This is a genomic window from Bacillus sp. H1a (genome assembly GCF_000633475.1).
In the GTDB taxonomy this organism is placed as follows: domain Bacteria; phylum Bacillota; class Bacilli; order Bacillales; family Bacillaceae_G; genus Bacillus_A; species Bacillus_A paramycoides.
The window spans coordinates 143,316-162,267 of the sequence record NZ_AYMH01000020.1; the positions used below are offsets into that span (position 1 = coordinate 143,316).

Consider the following 18,952-nt stretch of genomic DNA (forward strand, 5'->3'; position numbering starts at 1 on the left):
GTAAGTAGATGGGGAAAATTCGCAAACTCGATGATCAACTCTCTAACTTAATTGCGGCAGGGGAAGTAGTAGAGCGCCCTGCCTCAGTTGTAAAAGAACTCGTGGAAAATTCCATCGATGCGAATAGTACATCTATTGAAATCCACTTAGAAGAAGCTGGGTTATCGAAAATTCGCATCATTGATAATGGGGATGGCATTGCAGAAGAAGATTGTATCGTTGCATTTGAACGCCACGCAACGAGCAAAATTAAAGATGAAAATGATCTGTTTCGTATAAGAACGCTCGGTTTCCGCGGAGAGGCCCTACCGAGTATTGCCTCTGTAAGTGAATTAGAATTAATCACAAGCACAGGTGATGCGCCTGGTACACACCTTATCATTAAAGGTGGAGACATTATAAAACAAGAGAAAACGGCAAGCCGAAAAGGAACAGATATTACAGTACAAAACTTATTCTTTAATACACCAGCGCGTCTTAAATATATGAAAACTATTCATACAGAGCTTGGGAATATTACAGATATTGTGTATCGTATTGCGATGTCGCATCCTAAAGTATCGTTAAAGCTGTTTCATAATGAAAAGAAATTGCTTCATACATCAGGGAACGGTGATGTAAGACAAGTACTTGCAGCGATTTATAGCATTCAAGTTGCGAAGAAGCTTATTCCAATTGAAGCTGAATCTTTAGATTTCACAATTAAAGGGTATGTAACATTGCCAGAAGTAACGCGAGCGTCTCGTAATTATATGTCAACGATTGTAAATGGCCGTTACGTTCGAAATTTCGTATTAATGAAAGCCATTCAGCAAGGGTACCATACATTACTGCCAGTTGGACGATACCCAATCGGCTTCTTATCGATTGAAATGGACCCAATGCTTGTTGATGTTAACGTACATCCAGCGAAATTAGAAGTTCGTTTTAGTAAAGAACAAGAATTACTACAGTTAATCGAAAAAACATTGCAAGATGCATTTAAAAAAATACAACTGATTCCTGATGCTGGAGTAACAACGAAGAAAAAAGAAAAAGATGAAAGTGTACAAGGGCAGTTCCAGTTTGAGCATACAAAGCCGAAAGAACCAACAATGCCGAACATCGTTTTACCGACTGGCATGGATAAAAAACAAGAAGAAACAACGACTGTGAAACAGCCAGCACAACTTTGGCAACCGCCGAAGCAAGAATGGCAACCACCACAGTCGCTAGTAAGAGAAGAAGAAAGTTGGCAACCAACCTCTAAACCGGTAGTAGAAGAAACAGTTCAAGAGGAAAAAGAATGGACTAGCAATGAAGAGGACTTTGAATTAGAGGAATTGGAAGAAGAAGTTCGAGAAATAGAAGAGATTGAAATGAACGGTAATGATTTACCGCCACTTTATCCAATTGGACAAATGCACGGAACCTATATATTCGCTCAAAACGATAAAGGGTTATATATGATTGATCAGCATGCAGCACAAGAGCGCATTAATTATGAATATTTCCGTGATAAAGTGGGACGAGTTACGCAAGAAGTGCAAGAATTACTTGTACCGTATCGCATCGATTTATCTCTTACCGAATTTTTACGTGTTGAAGAACAGTTAGAAGAACTAAAAAAAGTCGGACTATTTCTAGAGCAATTCGGCCATCAATCCTTTATAGTCCGCTCGCACCCAACGTGGTTCCCGAAAGGACAAGAAACAGAAATCATCGATGAAATGATGGAGCAAGTTGTTAAACTAAAAAAAGTAGATATTAAAAAACTACGAGAAGAAGCTGCCATCATGATGAGCTGTAAAGCATCGATTAAAGCAAATCAATATTTAACGAACGATCAAATATTCGCTTTACTCGAAGAACTTCGTACGACGACGAACCCATACACATGTCCGCACGGAAGACCGATTCTTGTGCATCATTCTACTTATGAATTGGAGAAGATGTTTAAGAGGGTTATGTAGGGTTAATAAAATTAGATGTAAGAGGGGAGCAACATATTAATGTTGCTCCCCTCTTACTATGTACACTTGTAATTGTTAAATGAGAATGGGATGGAGTATTATTGCTGTTTATTTAAATTTAAGCTCATCATACTTCATGTTATAAGTAATTCATTTCTTGGCTAGTGCGGCCTTAATTTATCTATGTATAAAAAAGCGCTGTATACCAGCACTTTTTAAAAGGTACGTGAATTGTATAATAAAGATTTATACATTACTAAAAACGTAACTATGCATGGCCAAATATTGATTCTTATTTGGTTAATTATTATAAAGATCTATACGATTATTTATTTTTATTATTATTAATTTTTTTAGTGTATAGAACTTGCTCTTTGTAATGCTTCTTAATTGGGAAATTATGTGTACCTGTGCCGTTTTTGAATTTTTTATCAATGGGGTTTTTTAGAGGGATTGTTGTAGTTTCGGTAAATTCATATGGGTAATTTATTTTAGATTTATCTTCAAGCATGAAAATGCCTCCTTTTTAGGGTTTCCTAAATTCTTTACTATAACATGATATGCATATATATTTTTTTGGACTAGTTATTTATATAGGTTAATGGAATTTAATAACATAACTACTGAAATATTTTAAAGGAAAACAATTCGAGAAAGATATTGTATTAATAGCAGTTGACTACTATTGTTGTTTTAAGTTATCGTGATGTATTTGAAATTTTGAAGAGATGTGGCATGTAGGTTCATCTAATAATCATTATGCGAGTTTTTTTTATTTGTCAGCGAAGTAAACGTTGCATATATATTCGTTATAGATTGTTTTTATAATGTTATTTATATGGGGTTTTCCTGATAATATAATGTGAAATATTATATTGTTATTAGGTTATTAGGAACATTTAATGTTGTTTCATAACTGAAAGGGAATTGAAAAAGAACTGAAACTTTTCTCATAAAAATTCAATCTTACTTGAAAAATGAAAGGAAAATGAAATTTTTCAAAAGAAATTCTTTGTTAAGATAAAAAGCATACATACAAAAAAGTATTGACATTTGGAGAAAAACGTATTTTCAAGATATAGTGGGGGAAAAGATGAGATTAGAAAAACAATTAATAAAAAAGATGTATTATGAAACATTCCTAATGGAGAATGAAACACAACCACCTCTTCAAGTACTTGGAGAATCTTATTTAAACGAAGAAAAAGATGAGATTTCCGATGGGTCTTATATTCGTTTTGCACAGGGTGAATTTTATTATCACCATCAAGATTTTGAAGCAGCTATTTTTAAATGGGAGAAAGTTAGTAATGAACTAGCACCATGGGCACAAAAAAATATTGCGGATGCTTACTTCGAACTTAACCGATTATCAGTTGCAGAAGATGTTTATACTTCCATTACTACTGATAACAAAATATTGATGACCGAAATTGGACTGCAATTACTTTCTCTTTACATCGAGCAAAATAACTTTGATTCAGCTTTCACTGTTATTAAAGAAGCAGTTTCTTTAAATCCCGATTATCCAAACGTCACAATAATTGCCCGTTCCTTTTATGAGGAACAACAAGATTTTGATAGTGCAGTAGAGCTTGCTGTGAATGAGTTAATTCGAACAGAATCTTATCCGTGGTTTGAGGTTCTAAAAGGATATATCGATAAAGGATTTACTAAAAATATTTCACCAGATTATTTTTATGAAGTATTAGTTACATTAAATAATGTAGATCAAGTGCAATTTACGCAAATTGTTTCAGCACTTTGGAACAGTTATAAAAATGAACAAAATTACTTATTATGGCTTAACACAATAAATGAGTTTTTCTTACATATCGAAATACATTCGTCCGATATATGGGACAAAATTTCTTCTCTTTACGAAGAAACGTACTTTGAATTAATTCAAGGTCAATACATGCTTAGACAATTACATGATATCATTCCAAATCTGTTAACAAATTGGTTAAAGGTAGTCAATCCGTCTCATGCTGTATTTCCATCAGCAGCTGTATTGGCATGGGATGAGATTTTCCCTTCCAAAATAGATTCAGCAAATATAAAACATGCGGAAAACCTACTGTTATATTCTATTAATCATGTGGATGGCTTAGAGTATAGTTTACATCTTTTTGAATCTATTACACAGTGGGCACAAAAGCATGAAATAGAAATGGGTCACCGATTTAGATGGTTAGTTGGCGAGCTTGCAGATTTAAGAACAAATCGTATTTTAGTAACGGGAACTTCAGGAAACGGAAAAACTGCATTTATTAACTCCATATTAGGAGAAAATATATTAGAAAACTCAATCTCGAATGTGGTGGTTTTAAAAAATGATGCTCATACAGAAATTAACGCTATAACAGATTCAGCCATTACGACAACTGAGAATTTCTCTGATTACCATAATATGATGTCTCTACACCATCAAACATATAGAGATAGAGCATGTGTTGAATTTAAATTACCATGCAGATTTTTAAGCAAAAATAAACTTACATTCGTAGTTACACCTGGCTTTAATAGGAATAACGACACTAGAGATGAGATATTTGAATATCTAAATTCTGTAGACGAATTATTGTTCGTATTGAATGCGGATTCACCTTTTACTGATAAAGAACGTGACATTCTGTTAAGCATTCAAGAACATACACCAAATCTACAAATTCATTTCTTATTAAATAAAATAGATAACATTTACAGTGAAGCAGAAATAAAAAGAGTATTACATGATACGCAAGCGAGAATAAACGCATATTTCCCGCATGCGAGACTTTTCCCTTACTCTTCGTTATATACAAGTAGTCAACAACTAAATGATTTAACTGAGTTTCTTCGTTTTAACTTTAACCATAAAAATATCGATGCAGAACGTACTGAAAAGCTATTGTTTTTCATTCGAAAAACAATTACATATCTTTTGGATAAACGAGTTGAGAAGGAAAACAATCTAGTGGATGTTATTAATTGGAATGAAGATATGTTAGTTAAACTAAATGGTTGTATTAATAACCTTACTGCTTTTGAGAAGGAAAAAATTCATTTAATTACAGAATCATATCGTGCAATGAAAACTGAAATTACTAATGATCTTACTGAACGTATTCCGAAGCTATTACAGGGTTGTTCTGATTTAATTAGTGAAGAAAGCGATTTCGGGCACATTGATATTGAACTAAATACAGCGATGAACGGAAGAGTACACAAATATTTAGAACAAACTGTATTACCTAATTTTGCTCGTTCTATGCAAAATTGGATTGAAACTTCTAATAATGAGTTTCTTCAAAGTCAATCGCACTTAGAAGAACTCAGTGAAGGACTTAATTCTTTATTTGGAGAAAATCGAATACAGTTAGAATGTGACTTTAAAGTGCTTGATGACTGGCGCAGAGATACTGATAGAATGACGACTAGAATACAAATGGAAGAAGTAAATATTTTACGCCGATTTACGCCAGCACAATTTTTACTGAAAAGTGCCGGTAAATTATTTGGGGTTCTTCCTAAAAATAAAGCTATGCTATATAACAAATACAAACAGTATTTAGAAAATGAAGATTATACCGAGGTAACGGCTTCTATTATGAAGAAATTTTTCTTGCAATTTGAGCTGTTTGAAAACACACAAGAGCGGGATATTAATATGTTCTTTAGGAATCCATTTAACTCCTTGAAACAAGCTGTAGAAAATACTCATTTAGAAATAAAAGAAAAACAAGAGATATTACATAAAATGAAATCAAATCCTGAAGTCTATCATGATTCTATAACGCTCTTTGAATTGAGATTACGTCAATGTGAAGTAATCTTAAATATAGGTGAGGATAATGCCTATACAGATTTAACTTTAGAAACAACCATAGAATAAACGTAAAACAACTCCAAAATATACAATAAAAGTGGATTTTGGAGTTGTTTTTTGCTTACATCCGTATAATATGTCAGGTCTTTTTTAATATTAAATTGCATCATGTGTTATAAGAGAGTAAAAAGGGAGCAACCGTAATTAGTTGCTCCCTTCGCATATATAGATTATTTTTCAGTTTTTTTAATTTTAGTTTTTACTTCTCCAGTTTTAAATTTATTCGGTAAAAGCGCGATTGGTTGTGGGGGCATAATCAGTGGGGTGGATAAAGCTTTTACTGATGTATGCTATTGCTAGATAAGTAGAGTGTTGATAAAACCTTAAATGATTTGAAATCACATCTTAACTATAATATTTTAATGTCAGATAAGTATTTTCCAACATACAGACCACTTGCAGCTGCTTGAGATAATGAATGAGTGACGCCTGAACAATCTCCAATTAAAAATAACCCATTCATACTTGTTTCAAAATGGCTATTGATTTTTATTGTAGGAGCATAGAACTTTCCATCAATTCCATATAGTAAAGTATCTTCATCAATAGGTTCTTGGATGAATTGTTCTAAACGTAATAAAAATCCTTTGAGTCCTTCAATGTATAATTGAGGGATTTCTTTATTAAGATCTCCATAATCTCCGTTTAATGTAGGGTGTATACGATTATGTTTCATCTTGTTCGCCCTTGTAGGTTGTTGTTTTATTAAGTCCTCTAAGCGCTGAATAACAATTCGATCTCGTCCTTGGTTAATGCCTTTAATAATTGAATTTGCATATACATTCGCTTCTTTGAGAGTTGGAAAATAGCGCGGAATAAATAAAGTGAAATTTAAATTAGGAGTGCCAGTTCCTTGCTCTCGAAAATTTTGACCGTCAGGCATAACTAAACCTTCCTCATACTTCCGAATAATGCGTCCTTTTGGATTCATACAGTAAGTAGTTGCTATGAGATGATCATGTTGATAAGAAAGTTTTGTTTCAAACGTATCTTTTAATATAGAACGTAATTGGTTTTCTTTCATCTCTACTCTAATGCCTAAATCTACACGGGTTTGCTCCTGTGCAATTTCAAGGGAAGAGCACATTTCTTTTAACCAATCCGTCCCAGAACGCCCAGTTGCAAATACTAATTTCTTAGAATGGACAGTTTCTTGATTTGTATATATTTTAAAATGGTCTTTCTGCTTAACGATATGTTGTATATTTATATGAAATCGGATATCTATTTTGTTACGTAAAAATTCATAGAGTTGCTGAAAAATGTTACTTGAAAGTGTAGTACCTAGATGCCTTACTTCTGTTGTTAGCATTTGTAAATCACACGCTTCAGCTCTCTTAGTGAGATCTAGATTTTCTGTAGAATATTTTGAAACTGAACTTCCGCCAAACTGACATAGAATTTCATCTACTTCAGCCATTAGTTGCATAAAACCTTCTTTACCTACTTTTTGCTCAAGTTCTCCTCCAAATCCATTTGTATAATTAAATTTCCCTTCAGATTTTCCTAAGCCACCAAAACCCAAATATTTATCACATGTATTACAGTTACATGTTTTCCCTTGGTCTATAGGACAATTCCGATGTTCTAGCGGTTTCCCTTTATCAAGAATTAAAACTCTTTTGTTACTTTTAGCTAATACATAGGCCATAAAAATGGCACTAACTCCAGCGCCGATAATTGTAACATCATACATATTCTCTCACCTGCTAACGAATAGTTTGTTTGCTATTTTCTTAGTGTATAACAATTTTACAAAGTTAAGAAATAGCTTGTATTAATAAAGTCATAGTTGTGGATTTTTTGCTCTCTCAATTACTCTGAATGGTGAATTAGATACAACAGTTTTTTATTTGAAAAGAGAGATAGTTTTAAATAATCATTTTATCATATGGTTAATAAAAGCTTAGATATAAAAATAAAAAAGAACAGACCTTTTAAGTAAAGAGGTCTGTTAATAATTTGAAATTGATTATAGTGTTATTACGTATTTTTATTTAGCAAAGACATGGTTACCGATTACTGCTACTGTTTGTCGTGTAGTAATCCATTTGCTTGTTGAAGTTTTTGGATTATAGAAATAAAGCCAATCAGAATTTATTCCGTTTGTAGAGATAGCCTCTTCTACAGCCATTTTGGCTTCTGCGCTTGCAGGTTGATTAATTCTTCCATCTGTAACAGGAGTAAATGCATATCCGTGTTTAATAGGTTCATAAATAACCCCTGTAATAATCCTTTTGCATGTACACGATTCAAGATCACTTTCGCTACAGCTACTTTTCCTTTATATGATTCGCCACCTGCTTCTGCAGTGACTAAGCGTGCCATTAGGTCTTTTTCTTTTTCCGAAATACTTGAATTGATTTTTAAATGTTGTCCTGTATAAAGCTTGTTTCCAATTGTGTTGTTGATTTGTTTTATAGATTGAACGGTTACATTATTACGCTTTGCTATCGTTTCGAAGGAATCTCCCGGTTGTACTTGATAAATAATTTGTCCAGAAATGTTCGCAGGTTTGGCGTTTTGATGAACAGTGATCTCATTTGATTTCATGGATCCTGGAATATGTAACTGTTCCCCAATGAAAGCTTGATCATTTCCTTTATGATTCGCTTGTTTAATGGATTGTATTGAAACTCCGTATTGTTAACTAATGCCCCAAAGTGTATCATTCTTTTTTACTGTATGAATGGTGGAAGCTTCGGCTGCACTTTGATTACATACGAATGTAATTGCTGCTGCAGAAAAAGGGATTATATGTTTTATTTTGAATAATTTCATTGTAAATCCTCCTAAAAAATTAAGGTGTAACTGTTGAGTAATATGGTTCGAAATGTATATATGTAATATTTCAATGTAAGAATATTAACATATATGAAATAAAAAATCATTATAAGTTTTATATATATGCAATTTAGAATCCGAATATGAAATATTGCATATGAAAATACATTGAAGTTCATATTGCTGATTACTATAATCTATTTAGTAGAAAGGTAACTTTATATGTTATAGAAATAAAATCATTATAATTTAATATAATGATTAATAATTGTCGGTTGGAGGATTGATGTAATGAAAATATTTCAAAGAATATGTGTTTCAGCTGTAATTGTTTTAACATTTATAGGAATTAGAGGCACTATCAATATTGTAAATGCTGATTCTATAGAACAGCAGAGTAAATTAGGGATAGAACAAGAAACAGATAAGCAAATCATTATAAAATTCAGAGCGGATTTAAACTTTCCATATGAAGATGGTATTGAAAAACAGATACAATCTCAAACGAACGATAAAGTACTAGAAGATTTTTTGGCAGAATATCCAGATGTAACATTTACTCGTTTATTCATATCTGTAAGTCCGGAACAAATACAAAACCTTGAAGTGAAAGCACCTAATAATGTATCTACAAGCTTATTAAACTACTATATTCTTCAAACCAAAAATGATGGGCGTGAAGAAACGCTAGTAGATAAGTTACAAGCATCTTCTTTAATAGAAGATGTGTATATTAAGAAACAAGAAAAAATAACGCCGCCTGAAGTGCAACCATCAAGTGTATCTCTTACTCCTAATAGTAATCCTAGATTTAAAAAACAAGGTTATCTTGAAGCAGCACCATACGGTATTAATGCGCCTTTCGCTTGGGGAGTTCAAGGTGGTAATGGAAATGATATAACCTTTGTTGATATGGAATATGGATGGCTATTAAACCATGAGGATTTAGTACATCAAAATATTGAATTGATGTCTGGAAGAAATATAGATCAGCATGTCGGTCATGGGACGTCTGTACTGGGAATTGTTTCATCTGAAGATAATGAAGTTGGAAATATTGGGATTGCGCCAAAAGCGAAAGCAAAAGTGATTTCTCAAATAAGAGATAACGGACAGTATAATACAGCTGATGCAATACTAAGTGCTGTAAATCATTTAGAAGCTGGGGATATTTTATTATTAGAGGCACAAGCATCCTTTGATGGATACGGTGATAAATATTTACCTGTTGAAGTACAACCAGATATCTTTGATGCAATTCGTGCTGGTACAGATAAGGGTGTTGTAATTATAGAGGCTGGAGCAAATGGTTGGAATGATTTAGATCAATTTAAAGATAGAAATGGTAAACAAGTTTTAAATCGTAATAGTAAAGATTTTAAAGATTCGGGTGCAATTATGGTAGGAGCGGGCTCTTCATCTTTCCCTCATGAACGTATGTGGTTTTCGAATGATGGAAGCCGTATTGATGTGTACGGCTGGGGAGAAAACGTAGATACAACTACAGCTGAGCAAAGTAGAAGTGCTGTAAATCTTTATACTTCAAGCTTTAGTGGCACGTCGAGTGCTTCGCCTATTATTGCCGGAGCGGCGACTTTAGTACAAAGTATTGCTAAAGAACATTTAGGACAACCATATAGACCAAGTGAACTAAGAGCGATACTAAGTAGCCCAAACACAGGAACGAAATCTAAAAATCCATATTCAGATAAAATTGGTGTTTTACCAGATTTGAAGTCTATACTAGTAAACTTAGGGTATGAACGAAGAGAACCGAACGGTGGGAATGAGTTACAAGTAACAGAAAATGAACCAAATAATGAACCTAGACAGGCAAATAAAGTTAACTTTAATACACCAATGAAAGGAACACTACATAATAGTGATAACGTAGATGTATTTACTTTTCAAATTGACTCACTAGAAAATATTAATATTTCTCTACTAAATGAACAAAATATTGGAATGACGTGGGTACTTCATCATGAATCAGATTTAAACAACTATGTAGCATATGGTCAAAATGAAGGGAATGTAATTAAAGGAACATATAATGCAAAGCCGGGTAAATATTATTTATATGTCTATAAGTACGAGAATAAAGATGGTTCGTATGTATTGAACATAAAATAAACAAAAGGAACTTCTGCTGAAGTTCCTTTAAATTTTTCTCATGTATTGAGGATATGTGAATGATTTTTAAATTTTATTTCTATGCAATATTTCATATTTGTGAAATGTTATTTATTTTTTATTCACTAGCTTATATCATATTCAATAAGTTTGATATAAAAACAGAAAAAGAGAGGAATAATAATGAGCAATAAGAAGTTTATTTTGAAATTATTCATATGTAGTACTATATTTAGCACATTTGTATTTGCTTTACATGATAAGCAAGTAGTTGCAGCTAGCTCTGTTAATGAGCTTGAAAATTGGTCAAAATGGATGCAACCTATACCTGATAACGTACCGTTAGCACGAATTTCAATTCCAGGAACACATGATAGTGGTACGTCCAAGTTGCAAAATCCGATAAAGCAAGTATGGGGAATGACGCAAGAATATGATTTTCGTTATCAAATGAATCATGGAGCTAGAATTTTTGATATAAGAGGACGTTTAACAGATGATAATACTATAGTTCTTCATCATGGACCACTGTATCTTTATGTAACATTGCACCAATTTATAAATGAAGCGAAACAATTTTTGAAAGATAGTCCGAGTGAAACGATTATAATGTCTTTAAAAAAAGAGTACGAGGATATGAAAGGAGCAGAAGGTTCATTTAGTAGTACTTTCGAAGAAAATTACTTTCTTGATCCGATCTTTTTAAAAACGGAAGGGAATATAAGTCTTGGAGATGCTCGTGGGAAAATTGTATTATTAAAAAGATATAGTGGCAGTAATGAATCTGGAGGGTATAATAATTTTCCATGGCCAGATAATCAAACATTCACCGCAACTTTAAATCAAAATATAAACATAACGGTACAAGATAAATATAAAGTAAGTTATGATGAAAAATTAGAGTCTATTAAAGATACGATAAATGAAACGAATAACAATAGTGAAGATTTTAATCATCTGTATATTAATTTTACAAGCTTGTCTTCCGGTGGTACAGCATGGAATAGTCCATATTATTATGCCTCTTATATAAATCCTGAAATTGCAAACTATATGAAACAAAAGAATCCTACAAGAGTCGGATGGATGATTCAAGATTATATAAATGAAAAATGGTCACCGATACTTTATCAAGAAGTTATAAGAACGAATAAGTCACTTATAAAAGAATAAAGATTGTGATAGTAAGAAGCGATAAAATATGTCGCTTCTTTTTTGTTTTCTAAAAATTAACATCAGGTATAGTTTTAGATATCGTACTTTCATGATAGAAAAAAATCAAAACTTACGCTATAATTACACACATAAAATTTGTACCTATAAATTTTATGTGTAGTGATGAATTTGATTTGTTACGATGAAATGGAGGTATATGCTATGAAGTTTTCACATGATTTTTTATTCGGGGCTGCTTCAGCTTCTTATCAAGTAGAAGGTGCATGGAATGAAGATGGAAAAGGTGTTACGAATTGGGATGAGTTTTCAAAAATTCCTGGCAAAACATACAATGGGACAAATGGTGATGTAGCTGTTGATCATTATCATCGATATAAGGAAGATGTCCACTTAATGGCTGAGATGGGATTAGAATCGTATCGTTTTTCTATTTCTTGGGCGAGAATTTTGCCGACTGGAGATGGAGAGGTAAATGAAAAAGGAATAGAATTTTATAACAACTTAATTGATGAATGTTTAAAATACGGGATTGTACCGTTTGTAACTTTATATCATTGGGATCTACCATTAACTTTAGAAAATGACGGTGGATGGACGAATAAACGAACAGCAGAAGCTTTTGTAAAGTACGCAGAGATTTGCTTTAAGGCATTTGGTGATAGAGTTAAACATTGGATTACTTTTAATGAAACAGTAATGTTTTGTGGATTAGGGTATTTAAAAGGTGCACATCCACCAGGGATACAAAATGATGTTCCAAAGTACTTTCAAGCGACTCATTATGTATTTTATGCGCATGCGAAAACAGTTGCAGTGTACAAGCAGTTAAAACAATATGGTGAGATTGGTATTACGCATGTTTTCTTACCTGCTTATAGTGTGGATGATCAAAAAGAAAATATACTAGCAGCAAATCATGCGAATGAATATGAAACGTATTGGTACTATGATCCAGCCTTAAAAGGTGAGTATCCATCTTATGTTGTGCAACAATTAAAGGAAAAAGGATGGACTCCTAATTGGACGGTTGAAGAATTAGAAATCATTAAACAAAATGCCGAAAAAAATGATTTTATTGGCTTGAATTATTATCAACCAATACGAGTAGAAAGATACGATATGGATATAAAGAACGAGGAGCATTCTCGAGAAAACTCAACACTTGCTCCAGGTAACCCTTCCTTTGATGGATTTTATCGAACGGTTAAAATGGATGATAAAACATATACAAAATGGGGATGGGAAATATCTCCCGAAGGTTTCTTAGACGGCTTGCATATGTTGAAAGGGCGTTACGGTGATATAAAGATGTATGTGACAGAAAACGGACTCGGTGACGAAGATCCAATTATTGACGGAGAAATTGTAGATGTTCCGAGAATTAAATTTATTGAAGAACATTTAAAAGTAATTAAGCGTGCGATTCAAGAAGGGATTCATTTAAAAGGGTATTATGCATGGTCAGTTATTGATTTGTTAAGTTGGCTAAACGGATATAAAAAGCAATATGGCTTTATTTTTGTCGATCATAATGATAACTTAAAACGTAAGAAGAAACTTTCGTTTCATTGGTATAAGCATATTATCGAAACGAGAGGAGAAGATCTATAAAAGAGTATTTTAGGAGAAAGTGTATGAGTGCAAAGTATAAACAAATTGCAGATATTTTAGAGCAAAACATTCGAGATGGACTTTTTAATGAAACGAAAAAATTACCTACAGAAGAAGCATTGATGAACCGGTTTGAGGTAAGTCGTAATACAATACGTAAAGTAATTAGTCAGCTTGTTAATAGAGGTTATATTTTTCAAGTACAAGGTAGTGGCATGTTTTTACGTGAAACTTCTGTAACAGATTACATTAATTTAGGCAGTTTACGTGGATTAACGAAAAACCTCGTTTCACAAAATATTGAAACGAAAGTGTTAGAGCTTGAAATAATAGATGCGAATGAAGAAATAGCAGAACGGATGCAATGTGACGTTGGAACTAGGTTGTATTTTTTGAAACGTTTAAGAATTGTAGACGGTAAACCCTTTTCTATTGAAATTAGTTATTTCAAAAAGGATATAATTCCATATTTGAATGAAGAAATAGCATTAAGCTCTGTATACAGTTATTTCATTGAAGATTTGCGACTAAATATTGGTTTTGCCGATAAAGTTATTAGTTGCGAAAAAGTAAATAAAGAAAACGCACAGCTTCTAGAAATAAATGAAGGTGATCCGGCACTTCTTATTGAAAATACAGTGCATCTTGTAAATGGAACCATTTTTGAATTATCTCAATCGATGTTTCATTATGAAAAGACCAAACTTTTAAATCGGATTAATTTTAAGTGAAAATGAATATAAATAACTCTGTGAAAAAAGCAACTGATAAGAAAAATCAGTTGCTTTTTATTATTAAAGTGGATGAGCAAAAAAACCTGAAAGTGGTTGGTCCGTTTTTTGCAAACTTCTATTATGATAAGAGAAGAAAGGTAGTACTGTATTGATGCTTTAAGGAGGACGCTTTTTATATATCTCCTTTGTTTAAATAGACTGGCCTTAGAGAGGTGAAAAGACAATGAGTTTTGCAATTTCACTAGTTGTAATTATTGTAATTGTATCGCTGTTTGGGACCGTACTAGTCGCACGAAATGTGGAGGAGAATTACGGTAAGTCTACAAAAAGGAATGTGAAAAACTTATCCGCTATCTATATCATCCTTCTTTTAGGGTTACTTGTAGGAGTTACGTGGTATGCGGTCGTTATTTTATAGAGTTTGTATATGATGAAGGTGATTAATACTATTATTACAATGAATCCTGTTATTAGTGAATGAGGGACGGTAGTTTTGAAAGGGGGGCACTAGATGGAATGGAAACCGAATCGTGCAGATAAGACGCCTGTTTATAAACAAATCGCTGATTATATTGAAAGAGGCATTTCTTCAGGTGAAATTCTTTCTAATAGTAAGTTACCTTCTGAACGTAAGTTAGCAAAGGAATTACAAGTAAACCGGAGTACGATAGTAGCTGCGTATGAAGAATTGAAATCACTTGGGGTAGTAGAACGGCAAAAAGGAAGCGGAACGCGGGTAAATACAGACATATGGGGTGTGTCACATAAACGTATACCAAATTGGGGGAGATACGTAGAGGATGGATCGTTTTTACCTAATTTACCACTTGTTCAACAAATTCGAACGGAAACACAAAAAGATGATTTAATCAATTTAGCGAGTGGCGAATTATCACCAGAGTTATTTCCGACTGGTCAATTTCGAACAATTTTATCAGAACAAACATTTATGGAAAACCTCGGTTATGATCACCCACTAGGGAATGAAATGCTAAGAAAAACAATTGCAACACATGTTCAGCAATATAAACAAATAGAAGCGGATTCACGTTCTATTCTTATTACATCTGGGGCTCAGCAGGCACTTAATCTTATCGTTCAATGTTTGTTAAAGCCTGGTGATGCGATTGCAATTGAGGATCCATCCTATTGCTTTTCGCTGCCGATGTTTAAATCAGCAGGGTTAAAAATATTCCATTTACCTGTAGATCAGCACGGTATGAATCCAGATGACTTAATTGATCTGCACAAAAAGCACCGCATTCGTATGATTTTTTTAAATCCGGATTATCAAAATCCAACTGGAACGGTGCTTTCATTGGCGAGACGTAAAAAGATACTAGAACTATCTTCTGAATTTGGTATACCGATTGTAGAAGATGATCCATATAGTGTAACTTCTTTTAATGGAGAAGTGAATCTAACATTGAAATCAATGGATCAAAATGGAAATGTTCTGTATATAAGTTCATTATCAAAAATTGTTGCATCAGGATTACGTATTGGCTGGATAATTGGCCCTACGCGCGTAATAGAACGTTTAGCAGATGCGAAGCAGCAAGTTGATTTCGGTCATAGTGTATTTACACAGTGGGTAGCAAATCAATTTTTAGAATCAGAGGATTTTCATACGCATATTACAATGCTTCGTGGACAATTGAAAAAAAGAAGAGATGAGTTAATTGCAAGTCTTGAAGAAATATTAGGGGACCGAGTTGAGTTTTTCGTTCCAGAGGGCGGAATACATTTATGGTGTAAAGTTCAAGGCTCATTTGACGAATATCATTTATTAGGCAAATCTATTCAAAATGGAGTAGCATTTGTCCCAGGAAGTGTACTAGGCTCGAAAAGTGAATATATACGATTTACTTTTGGGAGAGCGAATGTAGAACAAATTCAGGTTGGGATTACAAGACTCGCGGAGACTTTAAAAGAGATTTGATGATAAAGATGTTATAGGTGTGGGAAAATCTAGTATTGAAATGGGGGAGATATTCTTTCTAGCTTCTTGAGTCCGGCGATTGTAGCTTTAGCAATACCGCTATTTAAGGAACGAAAGATACTTATGAAAAACTTCTTTTCAATACTTGTAGGGGTAGTAATCGGTATAGTGGCTTTAATAAGTTTGAATGTAGTGATTGGGGAAATGTTGAATATAGATAAGGAACTTATATTAACAACTATACCGCAATTAGCGACGATGCCTATTGCAATTTCGCTAGCCAATCAAATTGGTGGTATCCCATCTATGACAGCTAGTTTTGTAGTTGTTGCAGGAATAACAGGTGCTATTATAGGACCGACAGTACTTAAGCTTTTCCGTATAACAAGTACGATTGGAAAAGGAGTTGGGATGGGCTGTGCATCACATATCATTGGTGTGAGTCGTCTAGTGAAAGAAGGAGAGAAAGAAGCAACTATCGGTTCGGTAACGATGATTGTAACGAGGGTACTAATTAGTATATTAGTGCCTTATGGAATGAAATTTTTATTTTAAAAATCAATGAATCGTAATAAGTAGTATAACACTACTTATTTTAGAAAGTAATGGGGATGATTAAAGTGACAACATGGTTTATAGTTACGTTATTTATTTTTGGTGCTCTTAAAGTACTAGTTTCTAGTATGCCAACTTCTGTTGTAGAATCAATTATTAGTAGATTTGAGTTACATCAAAAACTTGATGAAGAAAACACTACTGTAACGGTTGATGGAAAAAGTATAGAAGGAGAAATGAAACTTCAAGTTATTCACGAATTTAACGAGGCTTTATTTTTAGATAAACATTATTTTCCGCCGCAAGGAGAAGGAACACCATTAGTTATTGATACGAAGAAAGGAAAGAAAATGATTAGATTTTCTATATATAGCTATGAGGAACACGTTGATGTAATAAAGCAATATAAGAAGAAAGTAGTTGCATATCGTTTACGATCTAAAAGTCTTCAAAGTCGCTCAGTTGGAGTAACTGAAGATTATGCATAAGGAGAGACCGTTATAAAGACGGTCTCTTTATTTTTCGCATCCAATTATAAAATTTCCAAATAAGAGAAAAGAAAATGATATATCCAAAGAAAGAATATATATGCTGCCAATCCGTACTATGTATAAATAAACCTAATCTCTCAGCAACTTGCTCAAAAATGCTAGCGCAAACGCCTATTGAAATAATAAATAGAATTCTAGAAACTGTAGATAATTTTTTTGAAATTTGTATAAACGAGGCTGTTAAAATTGGCAGTACGAACAATGTAAAAGCTATGTTGACTGAAAATGTGGATGAGAAGGGCCTAACTGGAAATGAATATAATTGTTTATTAACAAAGAAAGCATCTAAACAAGTTCCAATAATAGAAGAGAGAAAGATTGTAACTACTAATGCTAGAAAATCATTCTTCTTCTCGAAGGAGGACATTTTTCTTTGCGAGAATTGCAAGTTCAATTTTTTCGAGTGTTTTACAGTAGTCTTCTGTAATTTGTCCATTTATATTTTCCTCCTTATCAACTAAGTAATTTACAACTCGCCAATCAGTAAACCAATCTTCACTTTCAACTTCTTCATGCTTCATATCGCGCCATGCATAGATGAGTGCAGGGCTGTATATACGATAAGCGCCATTACGCAACTGGCATTTCTTTATTCGGCGTTTATAAAACTCACGGGAAAAAGATTCATTTACACTTGAAAATAAATGAGGCCAGTAATCTTTCCTTGAGCCTGTATGAGGATGGTGTTGGGCCCAACTTATTATTTGAGATAAAATATGTGTATCCCGAAATAATAATGAATACAACCTTTTTCCAATTAAGATTCGTTCATGTAAGGATGTAAAATGTTTCATTGTATCACCAAATAGTAATATTTTTTGTTTTGTATTATTTTCGTAGAATGGGAAAAGGATATGATTAAACTGAAAGAAATCAAAGAGTTTAAATCCGATACTATTTAGTACAGTCTTTTGAAAGTGTGCATTTTGAATAACTCTTTTTTCTAAGTAGTTTTGTTCATTAATAATAGTTGCGATCGCTAATGTTTTTTTGTTACCTGTTTTCCAAAAATTGTTCCACATCGTTTCCATAAATGTAGAAACATTTAGGTGAGGAAGAAGGTGAAATAGCTTTTGTGATCTTTTTACACTTTGTTCATATAGCAAAAATTGGGGATATACATCTTGAAAAATGAGCCAATTTCCTCTTTCTAAAAAAGAAAAAAATGTAATTTGATCCTTCTCTGATAAAATCCTCGTATATAAGTCTCCCTTTAAATCAGTCATATTCCAACCGCCGTTACGTGATACCATATGTCCAAGTAGTGCCCAGTGTATTTCTGGATATTGAATGTAAAATTGATAGTATGCACGTGTTCTTGTGACGTTATTTTTATTTAGTTGTTTTGTATGTGTTTTTATGTTGTCTATGATGAGTTGCTCTTCTTTCGTTAAATTATACATGGTGCCAGAATGAATGAGTGTGCATTTTTGTTTTAACTCATTTTTCACATCAAATAGGGAGAGAGGAAGTGCTTTGGAAGGTTCGTTATATGTATTATTTGAGTTATTAGAATTGCTTCGGTACATTCCATTACCTCCCTTTTTCATGAATTTAAACATGGCATTGGCTATGAATCATTCTATTTATTTTATTACGAGTATAAGAAATAAATGAACGGTGTTTTTCTACATGTAATATAG

General features: G+C 33.0%; 13 protein-coding genes and 3 pseudogenes. 11 read left to right on the forward strand and 5 right to left on the reverse strand.

Going from position 1 to position 18,952, the window contains the following annotated elements:
• The first annotated feature begins 8 nt into the window (after positions 1-8).
• Entirely contained in the window at positions 9-1,952 is a 1,944-nt protein-coding gene (gene mutL, locus U860_RS0109870; protein WP_025148380.1) for a DNA mismatch repair endonuclease MutL, read from the forward strand.
• Positions 1,953-2,277: 325 nt separating this feature from the next.
• On the opposite strand, the gene U860_RS0109875 is transcribed toward mutL, so the two are convergent.
• Positions 2,278-2,463 carry a hypothetical protein gene (locus U860_RS0109875; protein ID WP_025148381.1) on the reverse strand — a complete coding sequence of 62 codons (186 nt, stop codon included), beginning with the start codon at positions 2,461-2,463 and terminating at the stop codon, positions 2,278-2,280.
• Positions 2,464-2,575: 112 nt separating this feature from the next.
• Here U860_RS0109875 and U860_RS33035 point away from each other — a divergent pair.
• Positions 2,576-2,678 (forward strand): annotated as a pseudogene (locus tag U860_RS33035) (IS6 family transposase); the annotation flags it as partial.
• 367 nt (positions 2,679-3,045) lie between these two features.
• The gene (locus tag U860_RS0109880; protein ID WP_025148382.1) at positions 3,046-5,829 is read left to right on the forward strand and encodes a dynamin family protein; all 2,784 of its coding nucleotides are present in this window, start codon (positions 3,046-3,048) and stop codon (positions 5,827-5,829) included.
• Positions 5,830-6,172: 343 nt separating this feature from the next.
• On the opposite strand, the gene U860_RS0109885 is transcribed toward U860_RS0109880, so the two are convergent.
• Both U860_RS0109885 and U860_RS31355 read right to left on the reverse strand, forming a co-directional pair.
• A complete protein-coding gene (locus U860_RS0109885) occupies positions 6,173-7,519 on the reverse strand; it encodes an NAD(P)-binding protein (RefSeq protein WP_025148383.1) in 1,347 nt (448 codons plus the stop codon).
• 297 nt (positions 7,520-7,816) lie between these two features.
• Positions 7,817-8,604, reverse strand: a pseudogene (locus U860_RS31355) (LysM peptidoglycan-binding domain-containing protein).
• A 294-nt stretch (positions 8,605-8,898) separates the two neighbouring features.
• Here U860_RS31355 and U860_RS0109895 point away from each other — a divergent pair.
• The 8 genes and pseudogenes from U860_RS0109895 to U860_RS0109940 all read left to right on the forward strand — a co-directional run bounded on the left by U860_RS0109895 (position 8,899) and on the right by U860_RS0109940 (position 17,246).
• Positions 8,899-10,740, forward strand: coding sequence for a S8 family serine peptidase (locus U860_RS0109895; protein ID WP_025148384.1), 1,842 nt, complete (start codon positions 8,899-8,901; stop codon positions 10,738-10,740).
• 183 nt (positions 10,741-10,923) lie between these two features.
• Complete coding sequence (locus U860_RS0109905; protein WP_025148385.1) at positions 10,924-11,913, forward strand: phosphatidylinositol-specific phospholipase C; 990 nt, start codon at positions 10,924-10,926, stop codon at positions 11,911-11,913.
• Positions 11,914-12,117: 204 nt separating this feature from the next.
• Positions 12,118-13,527 (forward strand): glycoside hydrolase family 1 protein, encoded by a 1,410-nt coding sequence (locus tag U860_RS0109910; protein WP_025148386.1) that lies wholly within the window; start codon positions 12,118-12,120, stop codon positions 13,525-13,527.
• A 23-nt stretch (positions 13,528-13,550) separates the two neighbouring features.
• Positions 13,551-14,258, forward strand: coding sequence for a GntR family transcriptional regulator (locus U860_RS0109915; protein WP_025148387.1), 708 nt, complete (start codon positions 13,551-13,553; stop codon positions 14,256-14,258).
• A 226-nt stretch (positions 14,259-14,484) separates the two neighbouring features.
• A complete protein-coding gene (locus U860_RS0109925) occupies positions 14,485-14,679 on the forward strand; it encodes a hypothetical protein (RefSeq protein WP_002173039.1) in 195 nt (64 codons plus the stop codon).
• 93 nt (positions 14,680-14,772) lie between these two features.
• Positions 14,773-16,203: a PLP-dependent aminotransferase family protein gene (locus U860_RS0109930; protein WP_025148388.1), complete on the forward strand. Its 1,431-nt coding sequence runs from the start codon at positions 14,773-14,775 to the stop codon at positions 16,201-16,203.
• Positions 16,204-16,242: 39 nt separating this feature from the next.
• Positions 16,243-16,758, forward strand: a pseudogene (locus U860_RS0109935) (LrgB family protein); the annotation flags it as partial.
• Between the two features lie 65 nt (positions 16,759-16,823).
• A complete protein-coding gene (locus U860_RS0109940) occupies positions 16,824-17,246 on the forward strand; it encodes a YfmQ family protein (RefSeq protein ID WP_025148390.1) in 423 nt (140 codons plus the stop codon).
• Between the two features lie 10 nt (positions 17,247-17,256).
• Here U860_RS0109940 and U860_RS33040 read toward each other — a convergent pair whose 3' ends face one another.
• Both U860_RS33040 and U860_RS0109945 read right to left on the reverse strand, forming a co-directional pair.
• Positions 17,257-17,676 (reverse strand): CBO0543 family protein, encoded by a 420-nt coding sequence (locus U860_RS33040; RefSeq protein ID WP_081806674.1) that lies wholly within the window; start codon positions 17,674-17,676, stop codon positions 17,257-17,259.
• Positions 17,651-18,838, reverse strand: a complete 1,188-nt coding sequence (locus tag U860_RS0109945) for a DUF2515 domain-containing protein (protein ID WP_025148391.1) — start codon at positions 18,836-18,838, stop codon at positions 17,651-17,653. Before U860_RS0109945 ends, U860_RS33040 begins: the two co-directional genes overlap by 26 nt.
• Positions 18,839-18,952: the final 114 nt, after the last annotated feature.

Bases quoted from the DNA above. Each gene is read 5' to 3' on its own strand.
- U860_RS0109885 (WP_025148383.1), bottom strand. From the start codon at position 7,519: ATGTATGATGTTACAATTATCGGCGCTGGAGTTAGTGCCATTTTTATG.
- U860_RS0109895 (WP_025148384.1), top strand. From the start codon at position 8,899: ATGAAAATATTTCAAAGAATATGTGTTTCAGCTGTAATTGTTTTAACA.
- U860_RS0109905 (WP_025148385.1), top strand. From the start codon at position 10,924: ATGAGCAATAAGAAGTTTATTTTGAAATTATTCATATGTAGTACTATA.
- mutL (WP_025148380.1), top strand. From the start codon at position 9: ATGGGGAAAATTCGCAAACTCGATGATCAACTCTCTAACTTAATTGCG.
- U860_RS0109880 (WP_025148382.1), top strand. From the start codon at position 3,046: ATGAGATTAGAAAAACAATTAATAAAAAAGATGTATTATGAAACATTC.
- U860_RS0109915 (WP_025148387.1), top strand. From the start codon at position 13,551: ATGAGTGCAAAGTATAAACAAATTGCAGATATTTTAGAGCAAAACATT.
- U860_RS0109910 (WP_025148386.1), top strand. From the start codon at position 12,118: ATGAAGTTTTCACATGATTTTTTATTCGGGGCTGCTTCAGCTTCTTAT.
- U860_RS0109945 (WP_025148391.1), bottom strand. From the start codon at position 18,838: ATGTACCGAAGCAATTCTAATAACTCAAATAATACATATAACGAACCT.
- U860_RS33040 (WP_081806674.1), bottom strand. From the start codon at position 17,676: ATGTCCTCCTTCGAGAAGAAGAATGATTTTCTAGCATTAGTAGTTACA.
- U860_RS0109930 (WP_025148388.1), top strand. From the start codon at position 14,773: ATGGAATGGAAACCGAATCGTGCAGATAAGACGCCTGTTTATAAACAA.
- U860_RS0109875 (WP_025148381.1), bottom strand. From the start codon at position 2,463: ATGCTTGAAGATAAATCTAAAATAAATTACCCATATGAATTTACCGAA.
- U860_RS0109925 (WP_002173039.1), top strand. From the start codon at position 14,485: ATGAGTTTTGCAATTTCACTAGTTGTAATTATTGTAATTGTATCGCTG.